Source organism: Nocardia sp. (assembly GCF_025465275.1).
GTDB lineage: Bacteria > Actinomycetota > Actinomycetes > Mycobacteriales > Mycobacteriaceae > Nocardia.
Genome location: NZ_JAODNK010000169.1, coordinates 23,445 through 30,475 on the forward strand (window position 1 = coordinate 23,445; position 7,031 = coordinate 30,475).

The 7,031-nt window shown below is 63.4% G+C and carries 6 protein-coding genes and 2 tRNA genes; 3 read left to right on the forward strand and 5 right to left on the reverse strand.

Annotation, left to right across the window (positions count from 1 at the left end):
• Positions 1-31: 31 nt before the first annotated feature.
• The 4 genes from JWN03_RS35210 to mihF all read right to left on the reverse strand — a co-directional run bounded on the left by JWN03_RS35210 (position 32) and on the right by mihF (position 2,973).
• Entirely contained in the window at positions 32-1,378 is a 1,347-nt protein-coding gene (locus JWN03_RS35210) for an ATP-dependent nuclease (RefSeq protein WP_297624301.1), read from the reverse strand.
• A gap of 193 nt (positions 1,379-1,571) precedes the next feature.
• Complete coding sequence (locus JWN03_RS35215) at positions 1,572-2,207, reverse strand: Uma2 family endonuclease (RefSeq protein WP_297624304.1); 636 nt, start codon at positions 2,205-2,207, stop codon at positions 1,572-1,574.
• Positions 2,208-2,441: 234 nt separating this feature from the next.
• A tRNA-Leu gene (locus tag JWN03_RS35220) sits at positions 2,442-2,524 on the reverse strand.
• A 134-nt stretch (positions 2,525-2,658) separates the two neighbouring features.
• Positions 2,659-2,973, reverse strand: coding sequence for an integration host factor, actinobacterial type (gene mihF / locus JWN03_RS35225; RefSeq protein ID WP_297624306.1), 315 nt, complete (start codon positions 2,971-2,973; stop codon positions 2,659-2,661).
• A 251-nt stretch (positions 2,974-3,224) separates the two neighbouring features.
• Between mihF and JWN03_RS35230 the strand changes: the two genes are divergently transcribed.
• Positions 3,225-4,055 (forward strand): hypothetical protein, encoded by an 831-nt coding sequence (locus JWN03_RS35230; protein WP_297624309.1) that lies wholly within the window; start codon positions 3,225-3,227, stop codon positions 4,053-4,055.
• Between the two features lie 84 nt (positions 4,056-4,139).
• Here the strand turns inward: JWN03_RS35230 and JWN03_RS35235 are convergent, their stop codons facing one another.
• Positions 4,140-6,425, reverse strand: a complete 2,286-nt coding sequence (locus tag JWN03_RS35235; RefSeq protein WP_297624312.1) for an excinuclease ABC subunit UvrA — start codon at positions 6,423-6,425, stop codon at positions 4,140-4,142.
• Between the two features lie 128 nt (positions 6,426-6,553).
• Here JWN03_RS35235 and JWN03_RS35240 point away from each other — a divergent pair, with 128 nt between their 5' ends.
• Positions 6,554-6,871, forward strand: a complete 318-nt coding sequence (locus tag JWN03_RS35240; protein ID WP_297624315.1) for a hypothetical protein — start codon at positions 6,554-6,556, stop codon at positions 6,869-6,871.
• A 76-nt stretch (positions 6,872-6,947) separates the two neighbouring features.
• Positions 6,948-7,030 (forward strand) — tRNA-Leu (locus JWN03_RS35245).
• Position 7,031 lies beyond the last annotated feature (1 nt).

Here is a 7,031-nt window from a genome sequence, read left to right on the forward strand (position 1 = left end):
TCGTTGGGGTGAGCTCTCCAGTCTGTGTGTGTCAAGAGCAGCTCACGTTTGGCGCGGGAGATGGCGACGAAAAACTCCGACATCGCTTCACCGCCCCGGAACATGTCCTGCTCGACACCCAGCACCACGACCTTGTCGAATTCCAAGCCTTCCCTGCTGCGGCTAGTACGCGCGGTAGGACGACTTGTTCGCTGTCGCCTTCGCCGAGCACGACCAGTCGAGAGAAGTACAGCTCTGGATACGCTTCGACGGCTTCGCGCACGTATTTGGCCGCGGCCTGATCGTCCTTGGGTAGCACGATCCGGCGTATTGTCGTCTCGCGCAAGGGGTTCAGGCGCAGGAAGCGGATCTGTTCGGGGTCTACGCGTCGCAGGAGAGTCGCAGCGTGGGTCGCGATCACCGCCTGGGCATCGCCGCTGGAGCAGGTGTTGCGGAGCTGGCGCAGGATGCGTCCGAGGTAGTGCGGTGCGAGGCTGTTCTCGGGTTCTTCGACCGCGACGACCGTATGCACAGGTGGACGGAGCCGATTGGGGTCCAATGAAGATTCGGTGCCGTTGAGCACGCGCTGGGCCAGTGCTTGCCAGGCCAGGACCATGGAGATGTACAGCAGCGATTTCTGCCCGTCGCTGAGACGGTCGAACGGCAGTGGCTCAGCCTCGTGCGAGGGCGTGAACGCTACGGTGAGTTGGCGCAGGACACCTTCGAGTTCACCGCGCCCGAAGGAGATCGAGGGATCGTTGTAGAACGCTCCCCGGTACAGGCTGGACCATTGCTGACCGAGTTGGACCCCGACGCCTTTTACCGCGCTGTTGGCGGCGAGGGTTTCGGTAATCCTCGTTGTCAGATCTTTCAGTGTCTCGCGTTCGGTTTCCCAGTCGGCCGCACGTAGTGTGCGTGCAAGCAGTGAGGCGGTGGTGTAGGCGATGTGGTCGCTGGGATCGCGGCGCGCTGGCAGATAGTAGACCTCGATGTTTGCGCGGTCGTAGCGCGACATATCGGCGCGATCTAGTGGTTCGTCGGCGTCGTTGACCCGCAGGATGTATTCGATCTTTTCGTCGATCTTGCCGTCGGCGGCCAGAGTCGCGGTGAGTCTGACTCGTATGCGGGGTACTGCGTCGGCGGAGTCGATGGCCATGTGCGCGAAGCTCGGTGGGACAGAGGCGTGCACACCTTTGGTTCCGGCCTCGGGGATCTCGATGTCGGCCTCAAGCCACAGTATCGGCTCTGCCCGATGTACTTCGGCGGCTGAGGCGCCCGAGGGGAGGTGGAAGTCCTGCACGCGGATGTCGCGCTGGCTGGGGAGTGGGCTGAACAGTCGTGATAGTCCTTCCAGGACAGCGGTTTTCCCCGAGCCGTTGGGCCCGAGGATGTAGGTCACGTCGTCGAGCGAGATCAGTCGGTCGAAGTTCGCGATCGCTGAGGTATTGCAGGGTTGCGCGGCGCAGGCAGGTCAGCGGAATACCAATTGCCCACGGCGTCCGTCAGATTCCACTTTGACCGACAGGTCCCGCATGATGCCAAATTCGATGCGAAATCGCGCGGACTAACCGATCGGTGGGTAGATCTGTGCGTCAGTACGCAAGACTTTCAGCCGAAATGGTGAACGGGAAGGGCAGGTGATAGGCGAAATCACGGTCACCTTCCCAAAAAGCCACCGGTTCGTAGTGATACGCCCGTAGCGGCGTGACGCCGGCGGGCCGGTGTTCGGGCGCGGGCAGCAGGGCATTGATCCGAATGGTTATCGTCTGTTCGCCCGGCTCGACCTCCCAGTACCACGGGATTCCAGATTCGGCGTATCGCAGGGTCTTCCGGTTCATGTCCTGCACCGAGTTCGACGGCGACAACACCTCGCCCGCGATAACCACGGCCGCAGCAGGAACGTCCTGCTCGTCGAGGGGAAGGCAGCGGTACAAGATGAAGTCTGGTTTGAGAAAGTCGTTCTTGCCGCTGAAGAAGATCGGTTGCTCGACGTCGGCCTCGAAGCACTCACCGGGCAAGTCCCGCGAAGCATCTACCCAGGCGGACTCCAGCGCGTTGCGCAGACGCACAGCGGCTCGCTGATTGCGGCGCGGACCGGTTCTCGCCCAGATCACTCGACCATGGTCGAGCCCCTCCACACACTGTGCGATCTCATCGGGCAGCGCGAGAAACTCCTCCCACGTGAGTGTTTCCGGGAGCGAGTCGGAGCTGCTAGGCCCTACAGTCACCTGGCAAGCCTAGTCGACAGGTCAGCGGGCACAGGTCAGCCGACCTGGCCAAGTCGTAACTGCCGACAGTTGCCCGACACAATCGTCGACCCCACCCATCGGCCGCGCCGGTCTTTGTTCCACGAAAGTTCCAGCAGCGCTTGCCATTGGCTTGCGCACGAGCCCAGAAGGGCTGGCCGCGAACGGAATGTAGCGAAGGCCCCCGGCTGGCAGCCAGGGGCCTTCGCAAGTCTGTGTCGAGAGGGGGACTTGAACCCCCACGTCCCTAAGGACACTAGCACCTCAAGCTAGCGCGTCTGCCATTCCGCCACCCCGACCGGGTTGCTCAGCAAGGTTATCGGATCAGCCCGGCTGGACCAAATCGTCCCGGTTCATCCGCGTTCTTGCTGGTAGTGGTGCTGGAGCGGTTGCCGCCGGGCCTAAGTTCGACCCGGCCGGCGACCCTCCGAGATCAGGCTGTCAACGCCTCCAGCAGCGCAGCGCGCTGGCGAGAGCCCAGTCCGCCGATACGGCGGTCGGCGGGGATTTCCGCCTCATCCATCAATTTCGCGGCCTTGACGGGGCCGATGCCCGGAAGCGCCTTGATCACGGCCGCCACCTTCGTCTTCTTGACCAGGTCCTCATTGTCTGCGCGCTTGAGCACCTCCGCCAGACTGACCGATCCCTGCTTGACCTGCGCGATCAACTCCGAGCGGGCCTTGCGAACCGCGGCGGCTTTGGCCAGCGCCTCGGAGCGTTGTTCGGGGGTCATTGTGGGCAGAGCCATATGTCCTTACCTTTCACTCGTTCGCTGGTACGTCGGCGTCGAGTAAACATGACACCGGCCCCGCAACCGGTACGACACACCGCGTGTTTCGGCTCAACACGTCGAGCGACCTGCTGAAAGCGTCTCGCAACACAGGTCAGGTGTCCAGAAGTTTGCTCGCGCGGACACCTGGCAAATACCGGGCGCACGGGCCGGGAGGGGTACTACCGTGGGCCGCGACATCAAGGGAGCACCGGTGGAAGGCGGGGCGAATGACCGGGTTGTATCAGGACGCCGAGCGGGCGACGAACGAACCGCCACTCGCGGACAGATACGCCGGCGGCGAGCCGCTGACCTGGCACGGGGCGAAGGTATACCCGGTGCATTCGGAGGTGGTGGGCATCTCCCCCACCACTGTCACGCTCACTTTGCGCTCGGCGCAGCCGCGGCACGGTGTGCACGGTCTCGGCATCGGACTGGCCGTGGAGGGCGGCCACGTGCTGCTCGACGGCCGCCAGTTGCGGGGGGTTGACGTCTGGAGTGACGCCATGGCCGAGGGCATCGACCTGCGGGTGTGCCCGACGGGCACGGATGCCGCACTCTCGCTGACCCCGGTGTGGGTGGACGAGCACGATGCGATCGTGTCCTGGTCGGGCAACTACGGCATGCTCATCACCCGCGAGCGCTCCTGTCTGGTGCTGCACTGCAGCACCGGCGTCGGCCCGCCCGATTTCACCGAACTGGTCGTCGAATTCGTCACCTCGCCCACCCCGCCCGATCCGATTCCGCCCGCCGACGCCGGTCGCTACGGCAGCGCGCTCTACGAGCTGGGTGTCGCGATGCATGGTCGCGGGGATGAACTGCAGGCGTGCCAATTGTGGCGGCAGGCAGCCGATTCCGGGCATACCGGAGCGGCCTACGACCTGGCCGTGGTGCTGCTGCGGTACGACCAGCTGGATGAAGCCGAGCGCTGGTGGCGCTTTGCCGCCAACCACGGTGATGTCCGTGCCATGGCCGGGGTCGCGGAGGTGCTCGAACGACGCGGCAATGCGCTCGAGGCTCGTATCTGGCGGGCGGCAATGACTGCCGAATCAGGCCACTGACCCTGGGAAATTCCGGGACCCGGCAGCGGCTGCCAACTGGCATGCGGTGCGGCCGTGGTGGATTCGCCACGGCCGCAATCAGACTCAGCCGCGTACCGCCGACCCTTCCCGGTACAACCTCAGGTACTCACCGGTCAGTGAATCCGGATGCCGCAGCAGCTCCGCCGGCGTGCCCGTGAACACGATCTCGCCGCCGTTCTTGCCACCGTCGGGCCCGAGGTCGATCACCCAGTCGGCATGCGCGACCACATCCAGATTGTGCTCGATCACCACGACGGTATTGCCGCGCTCCACCAGCCCGTCCATGAGCCGCAGCAGCGTATCCACATCGGACATGTGCAGCCCGGTGGTCGGTTCGTCGAGCACGTACACGGTGCCGCTGTGCTGCAATTGGGTGGCCAGTTTGATGCGCTGCCGTTCACCGCCGGACAGTGTGCTCATCGCCTGCCCCAGGCTCAGATAGTTGAGCCCGACTTCATTCATGGTGCGCAACTTGGCATTCAGTGCTTTTTCGGTGAAGAATTCGACGGCGTCCTCGGCCGAAAGCTCCAGCACATCGGCAATCGACTTGCCGCGCAGCGTGAGTGCCAGTACCTGCTCGGAAAACCGCCGCCCGTCACAGGATTCGCAGTGTGTGGTCACCGGATCCATATAGGCGACCTCGGTGATGATCACGCCACGGCCCTCGCACTCCTGGCACGCACCGTCGGAATTGAAGCTGAACAGGCCCGCGGGCTGCCCGGTGGCCTTGGCGAACAGCTTGCGAATGGGATCCATCAGTCCGAGGTAGGTGGCGGGTGTCGATCGTGAGGAAGCCCCGATGGCCGATTGGTCGACGAATACCGAATCCGGGTACCGAGCCATGAATTCGTCACGAATGAGGCTGCTCTTGCCCGATCCGGCAACACCGGTGATCGCGGTGAGAATGCCTGTCGGAATCCCGACGGAGACATCCTTCAGATTGTGTGCGGTCGCCCCGTCGATGCGCAGTTCACCCTCGGCCTGCCGGAACGCCTCCTTCACCGCGAACGTCCGCCGCAATCCCTGTCCGGTGAGCGTGTCCGCCGCCCGCAGTTCGGCGAAGCTGCCGGTGAACATGATCTCGCCGCCGTGTGTGCCTGCCCGTGGTCCGACATCCACAATGTGGTCGGCGATCTGGATGACGTCGGGATCGTGCTCGACCACCAGCACGGTATTGCCCTTGTCACGCAGCGCTTCCAGCATCTGATTGAGTCGCCCGACATCGCGCGGATGCAGTCCGACGCTCGGTTCGTCGAAGATGTAGGTCATCCCGACCAGCGTGCTGCCCAGATGCTTGATCATCTTCAAGCGCTGGCCCTCGCCGCCGGACAGCGTCGAGGTCGCCCGGTCCAGGCTCAGATATCCGAGCCCGATATCGGCGACCCGGCTCAAGGCGACACCGGTGGCCTCAGCCAATCCCTGTGCGGCCGGATCGGCCACCTCGTCCAGCACCTCGATCAGATCGGTGATCTGCAGCGCCGTCCATTCGGCGATATTGCGCCCATTGATTTTGGTGGCCAATGCCTTCTCATTGAGCCGCGCCCCATGGCAGGCCGGGCACACGCCCTCGTGCAGGAACTTCTGTATCTGTTCCCGCGTCTTCTCCGACAGCCCCGAGGTGTCGCGCTTGACCCGCGACCGCGTGAATTTGTCGGCCAGGCCCTCGTAGTTGGCCTTCCAGGTCCCCTTGTTGAAAGCAAGCTCCACTTTGCCGCCACTGCCGTGCAGCAGATCGTGCCATTCCGCCTCGGTGTATTCGGCGAGCTTCTTGTCCAGGTCGAAGCGCCCGGAGTTGCCGTACAGCTGCCAATCTCCGCTGCCGACACCGTATCCCGGCAGCAGGATCGCGCCTTCGTTGAGCGATTTGGACCGGTCCACGAGTTTGTCGGGGTCTGCGGTGATCGTCATGCCGAGGCCGTCGCATTCGGTGCACATGCCCTGCGGCGTATTGAAGGAGTAGTCGTAGACCAGTCCCGTCGACGGCGACCCGAATCGCGCGAACAGCGCGCGGATGAGCGCGTAGATATCGGTCATGGTCCCGACCGTCGAGCGCGGCCCGCCCCCGACCGCCTTCTGATCGATGATCACCGGCGCGGTCAGATTCTCGATGGCCTCGGCGTGCGGGCGCTCGTACCGGGGCAGGAAGTTGAGGATGAATGCCGGGAAAGTGGCATACAGCTGCCGCTGCGATTCGACGGCGATGGTGTCGAACACGATGGAGGACTTACCGGATCCGGACACTCCGGTGAACACGGTGATCTTGTTCTTGGGAATCTCGAGAGAGATGTTGCGCAGGTTGTGCTCGCGGGCGCCGAGGACCCGAATCGTTTCGGCGGAAGCAGCAGACATGCCTTCAACATTGCCATCACGTACCCCCGAAATGTGGGTACGTTTGTGACGTAAATCACACTTGAATGGCGAGATCTCAGGGTCGAGCCAGGATTGCCGATCGAGGGCGCCGATCTACAGTGACGCTCATGAAGACCATGCGATGGACCGCCGGCGTGGCCGCCGCTGCGTTCGCCGTCACGCTGATGACCGGCTGTAGCGAAATCAAGACAGCCGTCAACCAAGGCGGAGACACCAAGTGCACCGATTACCTCAAGCAGGATGCGAACACCCAGCGCATCACCATCACCAAGTTCATCAAGCAGCAGACCGGCAATCAGAACGAGCCCGCCGGCACCAATGTCGACCTGAGCATGGCGTCGGTCCAAGCCCTGTGCCAAGTGCAGTCCAACGCTGACACCCCGATCAAGAACGCCGACATCGCCGGCATCTTCATCAAGAAGTAATTCCGCCCGAAATCGGCCTGTACCAGCCGATTTCCGGTTTCGGCGAGCGCTCGGCTAATCTTGTCGAGGTTCACCGGTCGGGGTGGCGGAATGGCAGACGCGCTAGCTTGAGGTGCTAGTGTCCTTAGGGACGTGGGGGTTCAAGTCCCCCTCTCGACAC

Bases quoted from the DNA above. Each gene is read 5' to 3' on its own strand.
- mihF (WP_297624306.1), bottom strand. From the start codon at position 2,973: ATGGCTCTGCCCACAATGACCCCCGAACAACGCTCCGAGGCGCTGGCC.
- JWN03_RS35230 (WP_297624309.1), top strand. From the start codon at position 3,225: ATGACCGGGTTGTATCAGGACGCCGAGCGGGCGACGAACGAACCGCCA.
- JWN03_RS35235 (WP_297624312.1), bottom strand. From the start codon at position 6,425: ATGTCTGCTGCTTCCGCCGAAACGATTCGGGTCCTCGGCGCCCGCGAG.
- JWN03_RS35240 (WP_297624315.1), top strand. From the start codon at position 6,554: ATGAAGACCATGCGATGGACCGCCGGCGTGGCCGCCGCTGCGTTCGCC.